At 28.9% G+C, this 21,925-nt stretch carries 22 protein-coding genes; all 22 read left to right on the forward strand.

Annotated elements, in window-relative coordinates; genetic code table 11:
- On the forward strand, window positions 1–548 hold a 548-nt coding region (locus WMO18_RS06125; RefSeq protein ID WP_367286434.1), incomplete at its 5' end, for a DDE-type integrase/transposase/recombinase.
- 215 nt (window positions 549–763) lie between these two features.
- Window positions 764–1,405, forward strand: coding sequence for a sugar transferase (locus WMO18_RS06130; protein ID WP_211148573.1), 642 nt, complete (start codon window positions 764–766; stop codon window positions 1,403–1,405).
- A 16-nt stretch (window positions 1,406–1,421) separates the two neighbouring features.
- Window positions 1,422–2,513 (forward strand): glycosyltransferase family 4 protein, encoded by a 1,092-nt coding sequence (locus tag WMO18_RS06135; protein ID WP_211148572.1) that lies wholly within the window; start codon window positions 1,422–1,424, stop codon window positions 2,511–2,513.
- Window positions 2,514–2,553: 40 nt separating this feature from the next.
- Window positions 2,554–3,006, forward strand: a complete 453-nt coding sequence (locus tag WMO18_RS06140; RefSeq protein ID WP_367286435.1) for a glycosyltransferase — start codon at window positions 2,554–2,556, stop codon at window positions 3,004–3,006.
- 53 nt (window positions 3,007–3,059) lie between these two features.
- A complete protein-coding gene (locus tag WMO18_RS06145) occupies window positions 3,060–4,184 on the forward strand; it encodes a glycosyltransferase family 4 protein (protein WP_367286436.1) in 1,125 nt (374 codons plus the stop codon).
- Window positions 4,181–5,329 (forward strand): EpsG family protein, encoded by a 1,149-nt coding sequence (locus WMO18_RS06150; RefSeq protein ID WP_367286437.1) that lies wholly within the window; start codon window positions 4,181–4,183, stop codon window positions 5,327–5,329. Before WMO18_RS06145 ends, WMO18_RS06150 begins: the two co-directional genes overlap by 4 nt.
- Window positions 5,330–5,340: 11 nt before the next feature.
- A complete protein-coding gene (locus tag WMO18_RS06155; protein WP_367286438.1) occupies window positions 5,341–6,321 on the forward strand; it encodes a glycosyltransferase family 2 protein in 981 nt (326 codons plus the stop codon).
- A gap of 4 nt (window positions 6,322–6,325) precedes the next feature.
- The gene (locus WMO18_RS06160; RefSeq protein WP_367286439.1) at window positions 6,326–7,219 is read left to right on the forward strand and encodes a glycosyltransferase family 2 protein; all 894 of its coding nucleotides are present in this window, start codon (window positions 6,326–6,328) and stop codon (window positions 7,217–7,219) included.
- The gene (locus WMO18_RS06165) at window positions 7,216–8,229 is read left to right on the forward strand and encodes a glycosyltransferase family 2 protein (protein ID WP_367286440.1); all 1,014 of its coding nucleotides are present in this window, start codon (window positions 7,216–7,218) and stop codon (window positions 8,227–8,229) included. Before WMO18_RS06160 ends, WMO18_RS06165 begins: the two co-directional genes overlap by 4 nt.
- Window positions 8,226–9,338: a glycosyltransferase gene (locus WMO18_RS06170; RefSeq protein WP_367286441.1), complete on the forward strand. Its 1,113-nt coding sequence runs from the start codon at window positions 8,226–8,228 to the stop codon at window positions 9,336–9,338. The genes WMO18_RS06165 and WMO18_RS06170 overlap by 4 nt, the downstream gene beginning before the upstream one ends.
- Window positions 9,339–9,345: 7 nt before the next feature.
- Entirely contained in the window at window positions 9,346–9,903 is a 558-nt protein-coding gene (locus WMO18_RS06175) for an acyltransferase (RefSeq protein ID WP_211148659.1), read from the forward strand.
- A 10-nt stretch (window positions 9,904–9,913) separates the two neighbouring features.
- Window positions 9,914–10,912 (forward strand): glycosyltransferase family 2 protein, encoded by a 999-nt coding sequence (locus WMO18_RS06180; RefSeq protein WP_329978819.1) that lies wholly within the window; start codon window positions 9,914–9,916, stop codon window positions 10,910–10,912.
- Window position 10,913: 1 nt separating this feature from the next.
- Window positions 10,914–11,885 (forward strand): glycosyltransferase, encoded by a 972-nt coding sequence (locus WMO18_RS06185; protein ID WP_367286442.1) that lies wholly within the window; start codon window positions 10,914–10,916, stop codon window positions 11,883–11,885.
- Between the two features lie 31 nt (window positions 11,886–11,916).
- A complete protein-coding gene (locus WMO18_RS06190; protein ID WP_367286443.1) occupies window positions 11,917–13,452 on the forward strand; it encodes an oligosaccharide flippase family protein in 1,536 nt (511 codons plus the stop codon).
- Between the two features lie 13 nt (window positions 13,453–13,465).
- Complete coding sequence (locus WMO18_RS06195; protein ID WP_367286444.1) at window positions 13,466–14,557, forward strand: polysaccharide pyruvyl transferase family protein; 1,092 nt, start codon at window positions 13,466–13,468, stop codon at window positions 14,555–14,557.
- A 36-nt stretch (window positions 14,558–14,593) separates the two neighbouring features.
- Window positions 14,594–15,607 (forward strand): capsular polysaccharide synthesis protein, encoded by a 1,014-nt coding sequence (locus WMO18_RS06200; protein WP_367286445.1) that lies wholly within the window; start codon window positions 14,594–14,596, stop codon window positions 15,605–15,607.
- 9 nt (window positions 15,608–15,616) lie between these two features.
- Window positions 15,617–16,567, forward strand: a complete 951-nt coding sequence (locus tag WMO18_RS06205) for a glycosyltransferase family 2 protein (protein ID WP_367286446.1) — start codon at window positions 15,617–15,619, stop codon at window positions 16,565–16,567.
- A gap of 16 nt (window positions 16,568–16,583) precedes the next feature.
- A complete protein-coding gene (locus WMO18_RS06210) occupies window positions 16,584–17,561 on the forward strand; it encodes a glycosyltransferase family 2 protein (RefSeq protein ID WP_367286447.1) in 978 nt (325 codons plus the stop codon).
- A 10-nt stretch (window positions 17,562–17,571) separates the two neighbouring features.
- Window positions 17,572–18,702: a glycosyltransferase family 61 protein gene (locus tag WMO18_RS06215; protein WP_367286448.1), complete on the forward strand. Its 1,131-nt coding sequence runs from the start codon at window positions 17,572–17,574 to the stop codon at window positions 18,700–18,702.
- Window positions 18,703–18,777: 75 nt separating this feature from the next.
- Complete coding sequence (locus WMO18_RS06220) at window positions 18,778–19,695, forward strand: hypothetical protein (protein WP_367286449.1); 918 nt, start codon at window positions 18,778–18,780, stop codon at window positions 19,693–19,695.
- 32 nt (window positions 19,696–19,727) lie between these two features.
- Window positions 19,728–20,936: an ATP-grasp domain-containing protein gene (locus tag WMO18_RS06225; RefSeq protein WP_211148652.1), complete on the forward strand. Its 1,209-nt coding sequence runs from the start codon at window positions 19,728–19,730 to the stop codon at window positions 20,934–20,936.
- Between the two features lie 16 nt (window positions 20,937–20,952).
- On the forward strand, window positions 20,953–21,924 hold the full coding sequence (locus tag WMO18_RS06230; RefSeq protein ID WP_367286450.1) for an NAD-dependent epimerase/dehydratase family protein: 972 nt from the start codon (window positions 20,953–20,955) through the stop codon (window positions 21,922–21,924).
- Window position 21,925 lies beyond the last annotated feature (1 nt).

Here is a 21,925-nt window from a genome sequence, read left to right on the forward strand (position 1 = left end):
CTGGAGAAAAGGTGCAGATAGATGTAAAAGAAGTGCCATATAATTGCTTAAGAGGTAAGGCTTTAAGGGACGGAAAGTATTTTTATCAATGGACTGCAATAGATGAATGTACAAAGATGAGATTTGTATATGGGTTTGAAGAACACACACCTGAAAACTCAACCAAATTCTTGAAAATGTTATTGAAAGAATTTCCGCTTAAAATACAAACTGTTCAAACAGATAACGGAAGAGAGTTCACATATAAATATCAGAGCAGTGAAGTGAAAAGTCCTTTTGAAATAAAATTAAACAAACTAGGTATAAATCATAAATTAATACCACCACGAACACCTTGGCACAACGGAAAGGTAGAAAGAAGTCATAGGAACGACCAAAAATATTTCTATGATTGGGAAACATTCAGAAATATTGAAGAATTAAACACAAAATTAAAAGGACATTTAGAATGTAGTAATAACAAAACAATGAGAACACTTGATTACAAGAGACCAATGCAGTTATTGAGTGAAAAGAGTGAAAAGTTAGAATTGAAATCCATTCATTAATTAATATTCATAATCAAAAGTCAGTAAAACAAGCGAAATATTAAATCGTATTTTATTTTTACCCTAAAATGGGTCATATCTATTTACAACACAAATATTATACACATAAACCGTTATACTGTGTTGATATTAGAGGTATTGTGTGATATAATAACCTTGTGTTATTATGTGTTATTGTATGTTTTATTTAGATTTTAGTATTTGTGGGTGAATTTATGAAGGGCAGAGAAAATTCATTTTACAATAGATTTGTAAAGCGTGTGATTGATATAATTTGTTCTTTTATGGCTATTGTATTTTTGTCAATTATATATTTACCAATTTGTGTTGTAATTAAGTGCACAAGTAAAGGACCGATTTTCTTTAAGCAAAAGAGAGTTGGTAAGGATAAAAATTATTTTAATATTTTAAAATTTCGTACAATGAGGGTTGACACTCCGAAGGATTGCCCAACACATTTATTGAAAAATCCGGATCAATACATAACTAAAGTTGGCAAATTCTTAAGAAAAACCAGTCTTGATGAACTTCCTCAGATTTTTAATATATTTAAAGGAGATATGTCTGTTATCGGTCCAAGACCTGCTTTATGGAACCAAGATGACCTTATTGCTGAAAGAGATGAATATAATATTAATTCTTTAAAACCGGGGCTTACCGGTTGGGCACAGATTAATGGTAGGGATGAATTGCCTATTCCTATTAAGGTACAGATGGATAAGGTTTACTATGATAAATTAAGTTTTTGGTTTGATGTTAAATGTCTGTTTGTGACAGTTGTCAGTGTATTTAAGCATGACGGTGTTGTAGAGGGCGGCACAGGTCAAATGACCCAAAAGAAATTGATGAAAAGGTAGAGGAAACAACAACTGTATGAAAATATTAATTCTTGCTAATCATTATTTAACATTGAGAGTTTTTCGTAGAGAGCTAATACAGAAGTTGTCTGAGTCCCATGAGGTTATTATTTCTTTACCGGAAGATAGTAAGGAATATATGGATGAATTGCGTTCCTTTGGTGCAAGACTTGTCTATGTAAAGAATATGGACAGACGAGCAATTAACCCTATTGAAGACTTAAAACTTATTAGTGAGTATAAAAGACTATTAAAAGAAGAAAAACCTGATAAGGTTATTACATATACAATTAAGTGTAATATTTATGGTGCTTGGGCTTGTAAATCTCAGAAAATTCCTTGTTATTGCAATGTAACCGGACTTGGTTCAGCTTTTAATAATGGTGGATTACTGAGATTTGTTACTTCAAAAATGTACAAGTATTCTATGAATAAAGTAGAAAAAGTGTTTTTTGAGAATAAAGGTAATGAACAAACTGTTCTTGATATGAAGTTGTTTAAGCCTAGTCAGACCTATGTACTCAATGGTGCCGGTGTAAATCTTGAGAAATTTGCCTTTACACCTTATCCGAATGATGAAGATAAGATAACTTTTTTGTTCTTTGCTAGAATTATGAAAGAAAAAGGTGTAGATGAATTATTTTATGCCATTGAAAAATTAAGAAAAAAATATAACAATCTTCAGTTTAATTTTATTGGAATTTATGAAGATGAATATGAAGAAAAGGTAAAAGAACTTCAGTCCAAGGGTTTAATAAAGTATTTTGGCTTTCAAAAGAATGTTGTGCCTTTTATTCAAGAGTCAAATTGTGTGGTGCTACCTAGCTATCACGAAGGAATGGCAAATACTTTGCTGGAAAGTGCATCAGTTGGTAGACCTATTATCACAAGTGATATTCATGGTTGTAAAGAGGCAGTTGTGGATAAGAAAAGTGGCTATCTTGTAAAGGTGCAGGATAAAGAAGATTTGTATATAAAAATGAAAGAATTTATAAATCTTCCTTATGAACAAAAAGTTGAAATGGGTAAACTTGCCCGTAAGCATATGGAAGATAATTTTGATAAAAATGATGTTGTCAATGAGACAATAAGTGCTATTGGTTTGTAGGTGTGTTAGTATGGTGAGAGTTTTACATGTGGTTACATATATGGGTCGTGGTGGACTTGAAACTATGTTAATGAACTACTATAGAAATATTGATAGAAGCAAAGTACAATTCGATTTTTTATGTCACAGAGATTTTGAAGCAGATTACGATTCGGAGATATTATCTTTAGGTGGAAGAATATACAGACTTCCTAATCTTAATCCTTTTAGCAAAACATATCTTAATGCATTAGAGTCATTTTTTGCTCAACATAAAGAATATAAAATTGTACATTCTCATATTGATTGTATGTCTGCTATTCCATTGAAATATGCTAAAAAAAATGGTGTGCCTGTAACAATAGCGCATTCTCATTCAAAAAGTCAAGACAAGGATATAAAATATCCAATTAAGTTGTTAGCAAAAAGATTTATCCCTAAATACGCAAATTATCTATTTTCTTGTGGAAAAGAAGCAGGAGATTGGATGTTTAGTGGTAAAAAATATAGATAAATCAGGTACATATGTTGGGGTACCTGCAAAACTAAAAAAGTAAGAATAATTGTATGGAAAGTAATATGAGTAAAAAAATATTAATCCTTGCAAATAATAGTATTGGATTATATAAATTTAGAGTAGATTTAATTAAAAAATTAATTATTGATAATAACGAAGTTGTTTTATCGACACTTGATAATGGTTTTATTGATGATTTTCAGAAAATAGGATGTAAAGTACACTTAACAGATGTAGATAGAAGAGGAATTAATCCTATTACTGATTTAAAATTATATAAAAAATATGTAAATTTGATTGATGAAGAAAAGCCTGATTTGGTTATTACGTATACAATAAAGTCTAATATCTATGGTGGAATGGTTTGTCGTAGAAAGAAAGTTCCTTATGCCATAAATATTACAGGATTGGGAACTGCTTTTCAAAAGGATAATTTATTAAAGAAGTTAGTTATTAAACTTTATAAAATAGCCTTAAAGAAAGCTAAAGTAGTATTCTTTGAAAATCAAGGCAATAAAGAAATATTTGTAAAAGAAAAAATAATTGATGATAATAAATGTAAAGTATTGAATGGTGCCGGTGTGAATTTGGATTATTATTCTGTACAAGAATATCCAAAAAATAATGAGGTTACCAGATTTCTTTTTATTGGCAGAGTTATGAAAGAAAAAGGAATTGATGAACTTTTTGCAGTTATGAGAAGATTATATAGTGAAAATTATAACTGTGTACTGGATGTAGTTGGCATAAGTGAAGAAGATTATCACGATGAAATCGATAAAGGTATTAAAGAAGGTTGGCTTTGTTTTCATGGCTATCAAGAAGATGTAAGGCCTTTCATAAGAGAGGCAAATTGTTTTGTTTTGCCTTCTTGGCATGAGGGTATGGCAAATACTAACCTTGAAAATGCTTCTTCAGGCAGACCTGTCATAACAAGTAATATTTTTGGTTGTAAAGAATCCGTTATTGATGGTGTAAGTGGTTTACTTTGTGAACCTAAAAATGTTGACAGTTTGTATTCTGCAATGGTTAAGTTTTTAAATACCGATAATGATGATAGGATAAAAATGGGTTTAGAAGGACGTAAACATATGGAAGAATTTTTTCAAAAGAAAAAATTGTTACTGAAACTTGTAATTGTTTGCTTAATGATTAATTTAGAGGTGATAATTTGATACAATTAATTGTTAATACATATTTATGGTATCTTCCATTACTTCTATTTTTTGAAATAGCTTTAAATAAGAAAAAAAGCAATGCAACTGCATTAGCATCCGATAATGGGGAGAAAGTTACAGGAAAACAAGATGGAAAAAAGGCGGGATTGATCTATTCTATACTGGTTTTTTTGCCTTTGGTTTTATTAGCCGGTTACCGTGCCGGTATTCATGGTGGCATAGGTGATACAGGATTATATTGTGCAATGTTTAGAAGCTATCCTAATACCTTATCTGAACTTGCGACTTCATCCGATGTTGGCGGTAAAATGTATGGTTGGGAAGTCTTTAGTGTATTTATTAGGCAATTTATATCCCAACAAGATAGATATTGGCTATTGACTATAGCAATTATTCAAGGTGTATGCTTGTTATTAACATTTAGAAGATATTCAACAGATATTGCTATTATAGGATTCCTTTTCTTTGCATCTACAGATTTTATATCTTGGATGATGAATGGTATGAGACAATTCTTAGTGGTTTCAGTAATATTTTTATTATTTCCATTAGTTCAAAAGAGAAAAGTTTGGTCTATAGCGTTATTTATTATTGCCGTAATAATATTGAGTAAAGTGCATTCATCTTGCTTATTGGTTATACCGTTGTATTTAGTTTCTTTAGGAAAACCTTTTAATAAATTTACAATTTTCGTTTTAATTTGTTGTGTATTGTCTGTTGTTTTCCTTGGTCAATTTACTGATATATTAGGGTTGGCTCTTGAAACGACTGATTATAGCGGTGTTACAACCTATATGAAAACTGATGATGGTACAAATCCACTAAGAGTTATTGTTTATTCTATACCTGCTATATTTGCTATAATTTTTAAGAAAAAGCTATTTGATGATGCTCCGGACATTATAAATATCTCTGTAAATATGTCACTTATTTCTATGGGAATATATGTTGTTTCAATTTTCACCAGTGGTATTTTTATTGGTAGAATTCCAATTTATTTTTCACTATTTAGTTATATTTTATTACCATGGGAATTGAGAAAAATATTTTCTAAAGAGAAATTTACTATAGTTTTGGCTATAATGGTCGTTTTATATATGATATTCTATTTTATTCAGGTAAAGCAGTGGGGCTTTTGGTAAGAGAAAATTTTATGAATGATATAAAGATTAGTATAGTTATACCTGTTTACAATGTTGAAAAATATTTGCAAGAATGTGTTGATAGCGTTGTTAAGCAGTCTTACAAAAATATAGAGATTATTCTTGTTGATGATGGCTCTAAAGACAATTCACCTAAGTTATGTGATGAATTAGCGAAAACTGATGATAGAATCAAAGTTATCCATAAAGAGAATGGTGGTCTTTCATCAGCCAGAAATGCCGGTATGAAAGTAATAACAGGTGACTATTTTGTTTTTTTAGATAGTGATGACTATTGGACTGATTTAGATTTTCTAAAAAAGATAGTTAATGACAAATTAATTATGAACCCTGATATTATTATTTTTGGATATTCAAAAGATAAGAAACTTCTGGAAGAATATACAAGAAATAAGGACTTGGAAAATCAGATTAATTGTGACACAAAAAAAGAAACATTTAGACAGTTGATTTTAAATGATAAACTTCATTCTTCTGCTTGTAACAAGCTATTTAGTTCAAATTTGTTGAATGAAAATACATTCTTTATTGAAGGTATATGCTCAGAAGATATTGATTGGATTGCCAGAATGATTATTTTGGCAAATAAGATAATGTACTATGATGATTACATATATTTTTATAGAGAAAATGAAAACTCTATTACTCATTCAATTACAAGAAAAAATATCATTGACTTAGTAGGTCAAATTAAAAGGGTTGTAGCGTATTCAGAAAAAATAAAGAATGAAGATTATTATGAATGGTATATGAATTATTGTGCCTATCAATATATAACATTTTTGAATAATGTTGTTACTATTGATAAAAAGGAAGATATTTCAGGAGTTGTTGAAGAAATGAAATCGTATACCTATTTGTTAAATTATCATAACAATAAAAAGGTAGATTTAGTTTATAAATTCTATAAGTTACTTGGATACAAGGGTATTCTTAAAGTTTTGAAAATATTTTTGAAAATTAGAGGATAAAGTGATGGATAAGCCTATACTTACAGTTTTTACTCCGGCATATAATAGGGCTGATTTGCTTACAAGATGCTATGAGAGTATGTGTAAACAAACCAATAAAAATTTTATATGGATGATTGTTGATGATGGTTCAACTGACAATACAAGAGAAATTTCTGAAAGTTGGGTACAGAATACTAAAGATTTTCAAGTAATCTATATTTATAAGGAAAATGGTGGATTACATACAGCTTATAATACTGCTATTGCAAATATAGATACAGAACTTTGTGTCTGTATTGACTCTGATGATTTTATGCCTGATAATGCAGTAGGATTGATACTAGATTTTTGGAAGAAGAATGGTTCAGATAAATATGCCGGTATAGTTGGTCTGGACTTTGATATGGATGGTAATGTAATAGGCGATATGTTGCCGGATATTAAAAGTGTTAATTTGATAGGATTGTTTACCGGAAAATATAATATAGTTAATGGTGATAGAACCAATGTAGTTAGAACAGAACTATATAAAAAATATGCACCGATGAAAGTCTTTAAAGGTGAAAAGAACTTTAATCCTCACTATATGCATTTACAGATAAGTGAAGAATATGATTTTCTTGTTCTAAATGAGAATTTAAGATTTGTTGATTATCAAGAAACAGGTATGTCTAATTCAATGCTTAAACAATACAGAAGCAGTCCTAATAGTTTTGCTGAGATTAGAAAGTTATATCTATCATTTAAGGATACTTCTCTTAAATTTAAGATTAAACATAGTATTCATCTAGCATCCAGTTGTATTTTAGCAAAGAAAACTATGTCATCAGTAAAGGATAATCCATACAAATTGCTTTCAGTAATTGCATTGCCTTTTGGATTTGCTCTTTCATTAATTGTGAGGTGCAAAGGATGATAAGTGTTATAATTCCCATTTACAATGGAGAAAAATATATAGAAAAAACAATTAATTCTGTTTTGGATCAGCCGTATAAAGATTTAGAAATTTTGTGTATTGATGATGGTTCCAAAGATTCAAGTTCCGAAATAGTGAAAAGTATTTCAGATAAGGATAACAGAGTAAAGTATATTTATAAGGAAAATGGTGGAGTACATACTGCTCGTAATAAGGGAATTGAAATTTGTTCCGGAGAGCTTGCTATATTTTTAGATCAGGATGATTTATGGGCGAAAAATTCTATTACGCCGGATTTTATAAAAAAATTAAAAAGTGATAAATGTGATTTTTATAAATGCTCTTATTTTGATGTTAATCAATCTATCACAAGGGGTAAGTTGCATGAATTACCAAATGATTTAATTAAAGATATTAAGAGTGATAAAATGCAACATCATTCATCTTATGTTTTTGATAGTAACTTTTTGAAAAGTAATGATATATTTACTGATGAGTACCGTTGTGAAGATTGGAGATTTCTTATGCGATGTTATGCTTATGCTAACAAAGCTAGAACCTATAATAATCCATTTTTTATGTATAGAAATAATACTGAGTCTGTATCACATTCAGGTGACTCAATAAAATCTATAAAGTCATCATTAGATGGTTTTGTAAAATATGAAAAATTATCTAAAGATGCTTATGTTAAGGAATCCTGTGGTATTTGGGCAATAGGGATGGTATTTGAATTAATTGATAAGGTTGTTTCAACCGAGAATGCAGAACAGAAGGTAACTGATATAATCAAGGAATATGATTTGCAATCATTAATGAGGAAACATTGGCATTCTGAAATAAATGAAGATAAGCTTAATCAAATAAATCAAAATGTTGAATTGTATATAAGAAAACAAAAGAAGAATAATTCTCGTGACAGAATATTGTATAGTATTACAAGAAACAAGTTATTGCTTAAAATATTTGAGAGAAAAAAGTATTCAATTAAAGTAAGTGAATTTATATGAAAAAGATATTGTTTTTAATTCCAAACTTATCTGTTGGTGGAGCAGAAAAAGTTTTGGTTAACCTTGTAAATAATATGGATAAAGAGAAATTTGACATTACAGTGCAAGTGTTATTTGCCGGTGGTGTAAATGAAAAATTTCTAAAACCCCATATTAAATATAAATATTGTTATAAAAAGATTTTTAGGGGTAATAGCAAATATTTCTGTTTGTTTAAACCTGAAACTTTATATAAGAGGTTTATTAAGGAACATTATGATATTATCGTTTCATATTTAGAAGGACCTACTGCAAGAATTGTTAGTGGTTGTAATGATAAAGACACTAAGCTGGTAAGTTGGATTCATATAGAACAACATACAGAGAAAGCCTTATCAGCTTCTTTTAGAAATTTTGATGAAGCAAAGAGATGTTATAATAAGTTCGATAATACAGTTTGTGTATCTGAATATGTAAAGAATGATTTTGTAAATATTTTGAACTTTAAGAAGCCTATTGAGGTGTTATATAATACAAATGAAACTAATGATATTTGTAGATTAGCAAATGATGAAGAAAATACACAAATGATATCCCGTGATGAAACTAACATTTGTGTTGTTGGTAAAGTACATATAAGAAAAGGTTGTGACCGTATTTGTCACATTCAAAAACGGTTGAAATCTGAGGGTTTTAATACACATATTTACTTTTTAGGTGTTGGACCTGATGAAAACTTTGTTAAAGATTTTGCTAAAGAAAACAATTTAGAAAACTCTATAACATTACTTGGATATCAAACTAATCCTTATAAATATGTGAAAAAGTGTGACTTATTTGTTTGTGCATCATTAGCCGAAGGCTTCAGTACAGCAGTAACAGAGGCTTTGATTGTTGGAACTCCTGTTGTAAGTACAAATTGCAGTGGTGCATATGAGTTACTAGGTGAAAATAACGAATATGGTATTGTTACTGAGAATAATGAAGATGCACTTTATGAAGGTATCGAAAAGATATTAACAGAAGAAAATTTGCTTCAACATTATAAGGAACAAGCAAGAGTCAGAGGACAAAGATTTAGTACAGAAAAAACTGTAAAAGCAGTTGAAAATATGTTAGAAAGTTTGTGATTGCATTATGTCATTAAAAAGTTTTATTAGGGCAAAGGTTATGCGCCTTAGAAGTGAAATATCAACTGAAGACTTAATTGCATTAGGATTAACTGTAGGCAAAAATTTTAGCCGTCAGGAAAAAACTTTGATTGACCAATCACACTGTTGGCTGATTACTATTGGTGATGATGTTACATTAGCACCTAGGGTTCATATTTTAGCACATGATGCCAGTACAAAAAAGGCATTGGGATATACTAGAATTGGCGTTGTTAATATAGGAAATAATGTTTTTATCGGAGCATCATCAACTATTTTACCAGGTATAAGTATTGGAAATAATGTTGTTATCGGTGCAAATTCTGTAGTATCTAGAGATATTCCGGATGATTCTGTTGCTATTGGTAATCCGGCAAAAGTAATTTGTACTTATGATGAATTTGTAAGTAGAAAAAAGAAAGAATTAGAGAATAACCCTTGTTTTGATGAAAGTTATACTTTGAGAAATCCTAAAATTTCTGAAGATATGAAAAAAGAAATGAAAGAAAAGTTAGAAAAATCAAAAATCGGTTATGTAGTTTGAGTGAATTTATATGGAATCAAATTTAATTAGTGTTATTGTTCCTGCCTATAATATTGCAGAATTTTTACCAAGATGTTTAGACAGTATATTAAATCAGACATACAGTAATTTGGAAGTAATTGTTATTAGTGACGGTTCAACTGATGGGACAGATAATGTTATAAAAGAATATGCTGAAAAAGATAGTAGGATAGTTCCTTTTTTTAAGGTAAATTCAGGGGTGTCTGACACAAGAAATAAAGGTCTTGAAATAGCTAAAGGTGATTACATAGGTTTTGTTGACGGTGATGATTATATTGAACCTAATATGTATGAAATATTATTAAACAATGCTATTGAAAATGACGCTGATATTTCTCATTGTGGCTATCAAATGGTTTTCCCTACAAGAGTTGACTATTACTATAATACCGGAAAAAAAGTTATTCAAGATAATAAGAAGGGTATTAGAGATATAATTGTTGGTGATTATGTAGAGCCTGGAATTTGGAATAAATTATACAGAAAAAGTATAATAGAAAATGTATTTATGCCTGTTGATATAAAAAATAATGAAGATGTTTTATTTAACTTTTATGCATTTACAAAGTCCCAAAAGTCTGTGTATGAGGATTTGCCACTATATCACTATATACTTAGAAAAGGCTCAGCAGCTACTTCAAAAGTAAATACAAACAAACTTTATGATCCAATTAAGGTGAGAAAAGAAATTTTTGAATTTTGTTTAAAAAATTATGATAAAGAAATACAGTCTTTAGCTTATACAAGTTACCTTAATGCAGTTATATCTTTGTATAGAACAATAAAAAACAATAAACTTAAAGATGAAAAAAACAATGCTAAAAAATATAAAAATGATATAAAACAGATTAAAGAGAGATTACCTTTATCAAAGAGAACTAAGGTAGAAAAAATGTTGTTTTTACATTTTACACTTTTACATATGTTTGTATATAAGGTATATGACAAGTTTATTTCAAAGAATTCAAACAAATATGAGGTAAAGTAAAATGCCTTTAATTAGTGTTATAGTACCGATTTATAATGTAGAAAAATACCTTGATAGGTGTGTTGATAGCATTATAAATCAAACATATAAAAATTTAGAAATTATCTTGGTAGATGACGGTTCACCAGATAATTGTCCACAGATGTGTGATGATTATGCTAAAAAAGATAGTAGAATTAAGGTTGTACATAAAGAAAATGGTGGACTTTCTGATGCCAGAAATGTTGGTATGGAAGTTGCAACCGGTGAGTATGTTAGCTTTATAGATAGTGACGACTATATTTCATTAGATTTTTATGAAACACTTTTGGAAACTATAGTTGATAACGATAGTGATATTGTTGAATGTGGTGTTGTGAAGTTCTATGAAGATAATAGTTTTGATAAATATAGTGACGATTTAAAAGTAACTAATTATGATACAGTGGATGGTTTAGAAGGTTTAATTAATGAAAATCCATTTAAACAACATGTGTGGAATAAATTATATAAATCCAGTGTAGCACTTGATATTCCATATGCAGTTGGTAAGTTAAACGAAGATGAATTTTGGACTTATCAAATTTTTGGTAAAGCAAAAAAGGTTACCAGGATAAACAAAACTATGTACTACTATTTTCAAAGAGGTAGTAGTATAATGGGTAATGGTTATAACATAAAAAGACTTGATGCTTTGGAAGGCAAAATGAATAGACAAGCTTATATTGAAAAGAATTTCCCTACTTTAGCTACAAAAGCTAAGGTTGATTTGTACGGTTCATGTATGTTTGCTTATCAAAGTGTCCTAAAGTTTATGTCAGGTAATGATAAGAAAAAAGCCGGTAAAATTATCAAAGATTATAAAAACAGATGTAAACTTACTAATGATGAAATTAACAGTATTACTGATAGTTCAAGAAAGTATTATAAATTAGCAAAGTTTAATTTTTATTTGTGTTGTAAAATGAGATCTATGTTTAATATAGGATTCTAATTTTATATAACAAATTGAGGTGTTAAAATAAATGTCAGGAAAGAATAATCAGCTTAGAATCGGTGCTGTAATGTCATATATTAATATGGCATTAGGTACAATAATACCAATGTTTTATACACCGTTAATGCTGAATTTATTAGGCCAAGACGAATATGGACTTTTTAAATTAGCAAATAGTGCAACAAGTTATTTATCATTGATATCCTTTGGACTTGGATCTGCGTTAGTGCGTTATTATACAAAGTTTCGTGCTGAAGGTGATAAAGATGGTGAAGAAAATATGTATGGCCTCTTTAATATTATTTTCTTCATTATTGCATGTGTCACAATTGTAGTCGGTGTTGCAATATCTTTTTTGTCCGGTTACATTTATAAGGGATCATTAAAAAATGATGATATTTTACTTAAAATGCAAATCTTGGTTGTAATTTTAACATTCTCAACTGCAATATCTTTTTTATCTTCCCCTTGTACTTCAGTTGTTACTAGCCATGAAAAATTTGTTTTTTTGCAAATTTTAAATATTATTAGTACTGTAATTGCTCCATTAATTAATCTACTAGTTTTAGTACTAGGTTTCGCTTCCATTGGTTTAGCAGTTGCCGGATTGGTAATCAACATTGTAACAAGAATTGTTTATATGATTTATGTAAAGAAAGTACTGAGTATTAAACCAAGGTATGATAATTTACCAAAGTATCTAATAAAAGAATTATTGTCTTTCTCAATGTGGATTTTTATAATGAATATTATTGATAAGTTGTATAGTACAACTGACACTCTAATTATAGGTTATATTCCTTCATTAGCTACTGTTGGTGTTGCAGTATATTCCGTTGGTGTAACTTTCCAAGGTATGATACAAAGTTTTTCTTCTGGATTGACTGGCGTAATTACTCCAAAGATAAATATGATGGTATTTAGTAATACAAGCTCTTCAGAACTAACAAATACTATGATTAGAATTGGTAGATTGCAATGCTATATTGTATCATTAGTTGCTTCTGGGTTTATAGCATTTGGTCAAGACTTTATTAATTTATGGGTAGGTTCAGGCTACTCCGAGGCATATTGTGTAGCTATTTCAGTTACTATTCCGGTGTGTATTCCGCTAGTTCAAAATGTTGCATTAAATATTATCATTGCACAAAATAAATTAAAGTTTAGAACCATTGTGTTTGCCGGTATTGCCATTGCCAATGTTATTGGTACAGTGCTTTGTGTTAATGCATTTGGTATTGTAGGTGCGTCAGTAGTTACCGGATGCACATATGTTTTAGGTCAAGGATTAATAATGAACTGGTACTATTGGAAAAAAATCAAATTGGACATTCCGAAATTTTGGAAAAATGTTGGACCAATGTTTATTTTTCCTGCGATATTGTGCATATGTTTTATTATTTTATTTAGATTTATAACCATTAATTCTTGGGCATTGTTATTTATTTTTATTGGTATTTACGCAGTATTATTTTGTTTGTTTAACTGGATTTTCGTAATGAACAAGTATGAAAAAGATATATTCCTTGGACCTATAAAAAAGATAATATCAAGAAAGAAATAGTAGATGTTTGATTATGAGAAAAATATTCCTTTATGCGTATGATAGGATAAACCTTGGTGATGATTTATTTATTCGTACAATATGTAACCGTTATCCTAATGTGAAGTTCTATTTATGGTCAAAAAAATATAATGAAAAAGTTTTTGATGATGTTAAAAATTTAAAAGTATTAGATAAAAATTCTAAATATCTTACTTTTTTATATAAGATTCATTTGTCTTTTTATCTTGGATACAAATCTAGGATGGAAAAAAGATGTGATGCTATAGTATATATAGGTGGTTCTATTTTTATTGAGTATGACAATTGGAAACAGATTCTTACTTGGTGGGATTATGAAGCACTTAATAGAAAATTCTATATTTTGGGTGCGAATTTTGGACCATACAAAACAGAAGAATATAGAAATAAACTTGCAAGTATTTTTAACAATGTACAAGATATTTGCTTTAGGGATAAATATTCATATAATCTCTTTAGTGATGTAAAAAAGGTTAGATATGCTCCTGATATTTTGTTTAATTACCAATGTAAAACCACAGAAACAAAAAAGCAGATTTTTATTTCTGTAATTGATTGTTTAAGCAGAGAAAGTGGGTTAGACAAATTATGTGATAAAGAAGAGAATTATATCAATCTTTTACTTAAATATATTGGAATTTATGTTAATAAAGGTTATACAGTAGTACTATCATCATTTTGTAAAATAGAAAATGATGAGAAAACTATTAATAAAATCCTTGATAGAATTGATAGTAATTTAAAAAGATCCGTAAAGATTGTAAACTACAATGGTGAAAACACAGATGATGTTGTTAGTGCTATGGCTGAGTCTGAATTTGTTATTGCATCACGATTTCATGGAACTGTATTGGGATTTGCATTAGACAAACCTGTATTGCCTATTGTTTATAGTGATAAGACTATTAATATTTTGAAAGATTTATCCTTTAAAGGTAGGTATATTGATATTAGAAAGATAAATTCAGAGCTGTATGTCGAATTAGACAATAATTATGATTTTCAAAGAATTGCTGATATTCAACAGATAAGAAAAGATAGTGAAAAACATTTTGAAAAATTAGATAAGTTGTTATTGGAATAATTGTTTAGATATGATTAGAAAAAATGGTGGTAAGTAATGACTAGAATTTTACAGAGAGCAAAGCATTTGTTTCAGAGAATAGAAAATGAATGTAAAGCTTTTCCTCAAATTAAAAGAACTTATGGATTTAATGTTGCTTCAGCAACTTTTAAGGATGGGCTGGTTCCACCCGGAAAATCAGAAAAATATATTTCTACAATACAAGAATATGTTGATAAAGAATTGTCCTCTGTTATTAAATTATACAATACGAATCCACCAAAGCATAATTATAGACCAAAACCTAATGCTAATATAAATGATGATAAAATGCCTATTTGGTGTTGTTGGTGGCAAGGCGTAGAGAGTATGCCTGAAATAGTCAAAATGTGTCACACAAGACTAAAGCAGGTTATACCAAAAGATAAGACTGAATTACATATTATTACTTTTGATAATTATAAAGATTATGTAGATATACCGGAACATATACTTGAGAAATTCAATAAGGGTATTGTTACAATGACTACGATGTCAGATGTATTGAGATTTTGTCTTTTAGAGAGGTATGGTGGTTATTGGTTGGATGCTACTGTATTTTTTACAGATGATATTCCGGAAGAATATTTTACAAGAGACTTTTATTGTCAGAAAATGACCAACAAGACTGAAAATGTTGCTAGAGAAGCATGTAAATGTAATTGGTGTGGCTTTTCTATGCATGGTGAAAAAGATAATATATTATTCAGATATATGGTAGATGCTTTTAGCCATTGGTGGTCAAAGTATGATTCTATTATTGATTATGTACTTATTGATTATATGTTGATGAGTGGTTATAAACATATTCCTGCTATAACCAAGATTATTGATACTGTTGAAAATAATAATGAAGATATTTTTGAGCTGTATAAATATTTAAATGAGCCTTATTCAGATAAACTTCTCAAAAGGTTTACAGATAAAAATGTTATGCATAAGTTGACATATAAAATGGAATTGAAAAAGAAAACCGATGATGGAAAACTTACTTTATATGGACATTTGTTAAATGAGGTATATAGTAAATAAGAGGTATGTATGGTAAAGATAAGTGTAGTAGTGCCGGTATATAATGCAGAAAGCATTATTGAAAGATGTGTTGACAGTATCATATCAAATAATTATGATAATTTAGAGGTTATTTTAGTTGAAGATTGTTCAAAGGATAATAGTCTTGAAAAATGTAAGGAATTATCTAAAAAGTATGATTGTGTAAGATATGTTCATAATGGAGTCAATATGGGTGTTTCATATACCAGAAACCGTGGTATATATGAGGCTACCGGTGATTATACTATGTTTGTTGACAGTGATGATTGGATTGATAAAGATTATATTAATTCCTTTATTGATGTATTGAATGATAACCCTATGGCTTTAACTATTTGTGGATATGTTAACCATGATGAAAAATATAATGGCAGAACCGATAACGTTATTTGGAGCAATACTAAGAAAAATGTATCTGCAAAATTAAAGCCGGAATTGAAAACTATTTATGATAGGACTTTACTGCAACAACTTTGGAATAAAGCTTTTGTTACAAAGATTATTCAAGACAACAAACTAAAGTTTGATGAAAGTATTAGCATAGGTGAAGATTTAAGATTTATCCTTGAATACATAAAAGTTAGTGAAATTCAGGATGTAGTTTTTATCAACAAACCTTTGTACCATTACATGAGAGATCAAGACGGTTCTTTAATGTATAAAGTTGGTTTAGAAAGTGTAGAAGAACCACTTAAGAATTTGCGTTCATTATATGAATTGATAGGTTATTCTAAAAATAAGATTAAAGAATCTATTGATAGTGATAGTAAAAAACAAGTAAACCTCTATGCTTACTTAATAATGCATAATGCAGGAATGAAGATGAAAGAAAAGAAAAGATTGATTTTTTCTTTAGACTCTCAAAATGGTAAAATTCTATATAAGAATAATAGAAATATATATTATAAAGAAAAAATCAGTAAAGCAATAAGAAGATAAAAGGAGAGTTATGATTATGGACAATTTAGGATTAGTCAGTATAATTATGCCTGTTTATAATGTGGAAAAATACTTATCTCAGTGCTTAGAGTCTGTCTGTAATCAAACATATCCTTATTTAGAAATAATTGTAGTTGATGATGAGTCACCTGACAATTCGGGAAATATTGCAGATGATTTTGCTAAGAAAGATAATAGAATAAAGGTTTTTCATATAAAAAATAGAGGTGCAGCCGGTGCCAGAAATTTTGCATTAGATAATTGCACAGGTGATTACATATTTTTCGTTGATAGTGATGACTGGATAGAAGAAAATGCTATTGAATCAATGATAGAGAAGATGAACTCCAATAATTGTGATATGGTATTGTGTCAGTATTACGATGAACATACAGATAAATCAGTCGAACATAAATTTTTAGCGAATAGTTTTGTTTGTACTGACGAAGAATTTGTAAAAGATATGGTAAAAAAATGGGAATACATTCTTAATTCTAATAAAATTTATAAAGCCGATGCAATAAAAACCATACGATTTGTTGAAGGTCGTTGTATTGATGATGAGTTCTTTACGTATAAAGCTGTGCTTAATATGGATAGAATATATATTTGTGATGAGTATTTATATCATTATCGAATGAGAAAATCCAGTGCTATGGGAGATGTAACAAAACAAAATCAACGGCATATAGATCAAGTGGATTTTGTTACTGAAAGATATGAACCGTTGAGTAAAGCATATCCAAAGTTGATTCCTGTTTTATTAGAACATCTTGCAGAAGTATTAATGTCTGTTATGCATAACAGTGGTAATATTGAAGAAACAAGGTTATATGCAAAATCAAAACTAAAAGAGTATTTTTGGAAAATAATTTCAAATAAAAATGTAAGTCTAAATATAAAGAAAAGCGTAGTAATGTATTTGTTTAAGAAGAACACACAAGTTATTACACAAAACAATGTAGGCAATTTGCAAGAAGACTATTTCGACTAGGAAGTAAAGTATGGAAAAATATTTTAAAAATAATGAACCAAAAGTTAATAGTTATGACAATGGTATTATTCTTCCTAGCAAGATTGTTGATAATGGTCCTATGTGGGGGTTAGGAGGAGCTTGTGATTCTGATAATAACTTTATAAGTGATTCACTTTATGACGGTGGATGGGCTACCCATGGAGGTTACTATAGCTGGAAAAATGAAACTTATGTAGATGAAAATGTTATTTATATTGGAGTATTTTTTCAACATTGGGGTCATTTTTTAATAGATTTATCAACAAGATTTTGGTGTATTGATGAAATAAAATCTAAATGTCCAAATGTAAAAATTGCCATTGTAGGTGATGAATATCCCAGTGGTAATAATTTAAGATTATTTGAATTACTAGGCATAGATGAAAGTCATATAGTACATATTGAGAAACCTACCAGATTTAAAAGAGTTTTTGTCCCTACTCAGGGTTTCAAATCTTGTGAATGGTATACAGATAAACATATTGCAATGTTTGATTTAATTACAAAAAATGCATTAGATGAAAATATTAATTTTAGTAGAGTTAAAAATTTAAAAAAAGTATATTTTTCTCGTAGAAGTCTAGGAAAGGCGAGATATTCAGAATTTGGTGAAGAATTTTTTGAGAATATATTTGTCGAAAACGGTTTTGTGTCCGTTGCACCTGAAAAATTATCATTGGAAGAACAAATATATATTTGGAATAATGCAGATGAAATTGCTTGTATAAATGGTACAATACCATTAAATGTGGTGTTTTCAAAAAATAAAAATTTGAAATTAACTGTTTTGAATAAAACAAGTATTTTTCATGAAAATCCTTATATTTTATTACAATTTAGAGAGATAAAGGCTGATTTTATAGATGTATATAAAGAACCATTTAAAAATTATCCTAAGTCCTTGGGAGAAGGCCCATATTTCTTGGGCAATCCAAAAAATTTTATTGAATACTGTAATAAAAGTAAATTGAAATATAATTTTTCTTTTAAAACAAAACTATGGTTTATTAAAGAAAAAATAAAATATTACATAGCTGTATCTAAAATTAAAGAAAAAACCAGAAATGTGTTGAGAAAGTTAATTCCAAAAGCTTTGATTAGAAAAATTAGAGGTTATTAAAATTATTTGAAGATTATTTTTCAAAAATTTGAAACTAAAGTCAAAACTATGTGATATATTAGGGGAAATTTGTATATGAAAAAACATAAATATGTTATATATATGCCGGCAAATGAAGAGTGTGGTGGATTTATTGTTTTAAGAACTTTGTATAAGGGACTAGTGCAATTAGGGATTGATGTAAAAGTAATTACTACATTTAGAACAAATGCAACTGGAAAATACAAGTACATTATGCCTTTTTACTTGTTTTTTTATCAGATATATTACTTTTTAAAAAATCATCGTAATGAAAATTATAAGTCGTGTAGGCATAAATTTTTCCCATTTGTAAGGAAAAATACAATTGTGGTTTATCCTGAAATTGTTAATGGTAATTTATTAAATGCAAAAAGGGTTGTTCGTTGGTTGTTGTATTATAATAGACATTATCATAGAGATGATAATGGAAATACAATAGGATACAAAAAAGATGATTTATTTTTTACTTTTAGAGATGTTTTTAACGATCCAAAATTAAATCCTGATTGTAATACTTTATATATCGCATATTTTGATTTAGACTTATATAAAAGAACTAATTATGGACCGCGTAAAGGCAAATGCTATATAGTAAGAAAAGGTGCATCGCGTCCGGATTTACCAAAGAAATTTGATGGAGTTGTTATTGATTATTTACCGGAAAAAGAAAAGGTAGAAGTATTCAATAAATGTGAGTATTGTATTAGTTATGATACTCAAACATCTTATTCAAAAATAGCTGCTATTTGTGGATGTATTTCAATTGTTGTTCCTGAAGAAGGAAAAAGCAGAAGAGATTATATATCAACTAATGAGAAATGCTATGGAGTAGCATATGGTTATTCTAAAGAAGAAATTAATTTTTCATTAGAAACTCAAGAAAAAGCCCTACAGTTCTATAAAGATTTGAATGAGAAATCTATGAATCAAATAAAATCGTTTGTTAAGAAATGTGAAGAATATTTCAATTAATATTTTACTCTTTTAGAAATGAGATGAAAACTATGAAAAAGTTATTGTTACTTGGTGGTTCAAGGTATATATTACCGGTTATAAAAAAAGCACATGAATTAGGAATATATGTCATTACTTGTGATTATCTTCCTAATAATATTGCTCATAAGTATTCTGACAGATATTGCAATGTAAGTATTATAGAGAAGGATGCAGTTTTAAAAGTAGCTCAAGAAAACAAAATAGATGGTGTAATGTCTTTTGCTTGTGACCCGGGTGTTGTTACTGCATCATATGTGGCTGAAAAAATGAATTTGCCATTCCAAGCATCTTATGAATCAACTCAGATATTACAAGATAAAGGTTGTTTTAGAAAATATCTTGAGGATAATGGATTTAATGTTCCACATTCAAAAAGATATTTAGATAAGGAAGCACCTTTTGATGATGTGGATTATTTTAATTGGCCTGTTATTGTAAAGCCTGTAGATTCGGCAGGAAGTAAAGGTGTTAATCGCGTGGAAGAGCCTGGTGAACTTTCAAAAGCGGTTGACGAGGCAATAAAGTCATCAATAAATGGGGCATTTATTATTGAGGATTTTATTACATTTGATGGTTATCATTCAAGCGCTGATCCTTTTGTTGTTGATGGCATGATTAAATTTATGACTTATTCTGATCAATTATTTGATACTGAAGCTGCAAACCCATATACTCCTACAAAGATTATATGGCCTTCATCTATGAAAAAATGTCATCAAGATTATTTAACTTCTGAAATTCAAAGACTTGTTGATTTACTTGGATTGACAACAGGTATTTACAATATAGAAACTTGTGTTGGTATAGATGGTAAACCGTATATAATGGAAGTTTCACCACGAGGTGGTGGTTGTAAAATTGCTGAAATACAGGAATTAGCTTTTGGAGTTAATTTGATTGAAAATGAAGTGAGAAAATCTGTTGGATTACCTTTATTAGATGTTAAACAGTCAGAGTGTAATGGCCATTGGTGTGAAATGGTAATCCACGCTGAACATAATCAAAGCGGTATATTTGATAAAATATACATTGATGATAAGATAAAGAACAATCACCTTAAGGTGTTAGATTTATGTGTATCTAAAGGTAGTAAGGTTATGCCTTTTACTGGTGCTAATATGTCTTTAGGGGATATGTTCCTACGATTTGACAGTCGAGAAGAATTAGATAGTATTACTGACAAGACTAACAAATGGCTTAAAATAGAACTGTTGTAATGTTTAGGAGTTAATAATGAAAAATATATTGGTTTTTGGCGCTAGTGGTGATACTGGTAAATACTTTGTAAACTATTTCTTGGATCATTACAGCGGAAAAGAATATAAATTAATTGCTTTAGGTACGAAGAATATCTCATATTTTTCTGATATTGGTATTGAATACCATCAGATTGATATAAGAAAAAAAGAACAATTTAAAAACTTACCCAAAGATGTGTTTGGTGTAATTCATCTTGCTGGAATGATGCCAGCAAGAATGAAAGGCTATGATCCTCAAAAATATATAGATGTTAATATTACAGGCACATTGAATATATTAGAGTTTTGTAGAGAAAACAAAGTTGATAGAATATTGTTTGCTCAAAGTTTTGGAGATATAAAAGATTATGCTGAAAATAATATAAGATTATCTTTTGATTTACCAAGAAAATTTAGTTTTACTACTGATCATACTATATATGTAATGAGCAAAAATTTTGCAGTTGATATGATAGAAAATTATCATCAAATGTATGGTATTAAGAGATTTATTTTTAGATTACCTACTATTTATCTTTGGTCTCAAAATGATAGCTATTATGTAGATGGAGTCGTACATAAAATTGGTTACAGAACTATTATAGATAATGCTATTGATGGAAAAAATGTTGAAGTATGGGGAGATCCAACAAGACAGAAAGATATGGTATATGTAAAAGACTTTTGTCAAATGTTATATAAAGCTCTTTTTGTTCAGCGTGATAGAGGCTATTATAATGTAGGTACGGGTATAGGAACATCTTTGCAAGATCAAATTGAGGGAATAGTTGAGGTGTTTGATGATAACAAAAAGTCAAATATCGTTTTTAGACCGGATAAACCTAATGCTCCTCAATATATAATGGATATTTCAAATGCAAAAGATGAATTGGGTTATGAACCTAAATATAGTTATTTGGATATGCTTTATGATATGAAAAAAGAAAAGGAACTTGGAAGATTTTAAG

It is taken from the genome of Ruminococcoides intestinihominis (assembly GCF_040096285.1).
Lineage (GTDB): Bacteria > Bacillota > Clostridia > Oscillospirales > Acutalibacteraceae > Ruminococcoides > Ruminococcoides intestinihominis.

What these genes read in the sequence shown, in the direction of transcription:
- WMO18_RS06130 (WP_211148573.1), top strand. Translation starts at nt 764, where the DNA reads ATGAAGGGCAGAGAAAATTCATTTTACAATAGATTTGTAAAGCGTGTG.
- WMO18_RS06135 (WP_211148572.1), top strand. Translation starts at nt 1,422, where the DNA reads ATGAAAATATTAATTCTTGCTAATCATTATTTAACATTGAGAGTTTTT.
- WMO18_RS06140 (WP_367286435.1), top strand. Translation starts at nt 2,554, where the DNA reads ATGGGTCGTGGTGGACTTGAAACTATGTTAATGAACTACTATAGAAAT.
- WMO18_RS06145 (WP_367286436.1), top strand. Translation starts at nt 3,060, where the DNA reads ATGGAAAGTAATATGAGTAAAAAAATATTAATCCTTGCAAATAATAGT.
- WMO18_RS06155 (WP_367286438.1), top strand. Translation starts at nt 5,341, where the DNA reads ATGAATGATATAAAGATTAGTATAGTTATACCTGTTTACAATGTTGAA.
- WMO18_RS06160 (WP_367286439.1), top strand. Translation starts at nt 6,326, where the DNA reads ATGGATAAGCCTATACTTACAGTTTTTACTCCGGCATATAATAGGGCT.
- WMO18_RS06165 (WP_367286440.1), top strand. Translation starts at nt 7,216, where the DNA reads ATGATAAGTGTTATAATTCCCATTTACAATGGAGAAAAATATATAGAA.
- WMO18_RS06170 (WP_367286441.1), top strand. Translation starts at nt 8,226, where the DNA reads ATGAAAAAGATATTGTTTTTAATTCCAAACTTATCTGTTGGTGGAGCA.
- WMO18_RS06175 (WP_211148659.1), top strand. Translation starts at nt 9,346, where the DNA reads ATGTCATTAAAAAGTTTTATTAGGGCAAAGGTTATGCGCCTTAGAAGT.
- WMO18_RS06180 (WP_329978819.1), top strand. Translation starts at nt 9,914, where the DNA reads ATGGAATCAAATTTAATTAGTGTTATTGTTCCTGCCTATAATATTGCA.
- WMO18_RS06185 (WP_367286442.1), top strand. Translation starts at nt 10,914, where the DNA reads ATGCCTTTAATTAGTGTTATAGTACCGATTTATAATGTAGAAAAATAC.
- WMO18_RS06190 (WP_367286443.1), top strand. Translation starts at nt 11,917, where the DNA reads ATGTCAGGAAAGAATAATCAGCTTAGAATCGGTGCTGTAATGTCATAT.
- WMO18_RS06195 (WP_367286444.1), top strand. Translation starts at nt 13,466, where the DNA reads ATGAGAAAAATATTCCTTTATGCGTATGATAGGATAAACCTTGGTGAT.
- WMO18_RS06200 (WP_367286445.1), top strand. Translation starts at nt 14,594, where the DNA reads ATGACTAGAATTTTACAGAGAGCAAAGCATTTGTTTCAGAGAATAGAA.
- WMO18_RS06205 (WP_367286446.1), top strand. Translation starts at nt 15,617, where the DNA reads ATGGTAAAGATAAGTGTAGTAGTGCCGGTATATAATGCAGAAAGCATT.
- WMO18_RS06210 (WP_367286447.1), top strand. Translation starts at nt 16,584, where the DNA reads ATGGACAATTTAGGATTAGTCAGTATAATTATGCCTGTTTATAATGTG.
- WMO18_RS06215 (WP_367286448.1), top strand. Translation starts at nt 17,572, where the DNA reads ATGGAAAAATATTTTAAAAATAATGAACCAAAAGTTAATAGTTATGAC.
- WMO18_RS06220 (WP_367286449.1), top strand. Translation starts at nt 18,778, where the DNA reads ATGAAAAAACATAAATATGTTATATATATGCCGGCAAATGAAGAGTGT.
- WMO18_RS06225 (WP_211148652.1), top strand. Translation starts at nt 19,728, where the DNA reads ATGAAAAAGTTATTGTTACTTGGTGGTTCAAGGTATATATTACCGGTT.
- WMO18_RS06230 (WP_367286450.1), top strand. Translation starts at nt 20,953, where the DNA reads ATGAAAAATATATTGGTTTTTGGCGCTAGTGGTGATACTGGTAAATAC.